The following is a 288-nucleotide window of genomic DNA, read 5'->3' on the forward strand; positions in this document are numbered from 1 at the left end:
TTCGGAATAGTGGGCCTGGAAGATGGCATCGGTGGCGAGCGTAGCCGCCAGCGGGATCACGCCGCCGGTCAGGCCCTTCGACGTGCACAGGATGTCCGGCGAGACGGATGCCTGCTCGCAGGCGAACATGGTTCCGGTTCGCCCCCAGCCGGTCATGACTTCGTCGGCGATCACGAGCGTGCCGGAGGCTTCGGCAATCTTCTTCAATTCGGTCAGAACCCAGGCCGCATACATCAGCATGCCGCCGGCGCCAAGAACCAGCGGCTCGACCATCACGCCGGCGGCGCG

At 66.0% G+C, this 288-nt stretch carries 1 protein-coding gene; it reads right to left on the reverse strand.

The window, feature by feature from the left end:
- Nucleotides 1-288 (reverse strand): aminotransferase class III-fold pyridoxal phosphate-dependent enzyme (locus EN786_RS37240; RefSeq protein WP_135910212.1); only part of this gene is annotated, 288 nt, incomplete at both ends.

The sequence above is a fragment of the Mesorhizobium sp. M4B.F.Ca.ET.143.01.1.1 genome (genome assembly GCF_004792275.1).
GTDB classification, from domain to species: Bacteria; Pseudomonadota; Alphaproteobacteria; order Rhizobiales; family Rhizobiaceae; genus Mesorhizobium; species Mesorhizobium abyssinicae.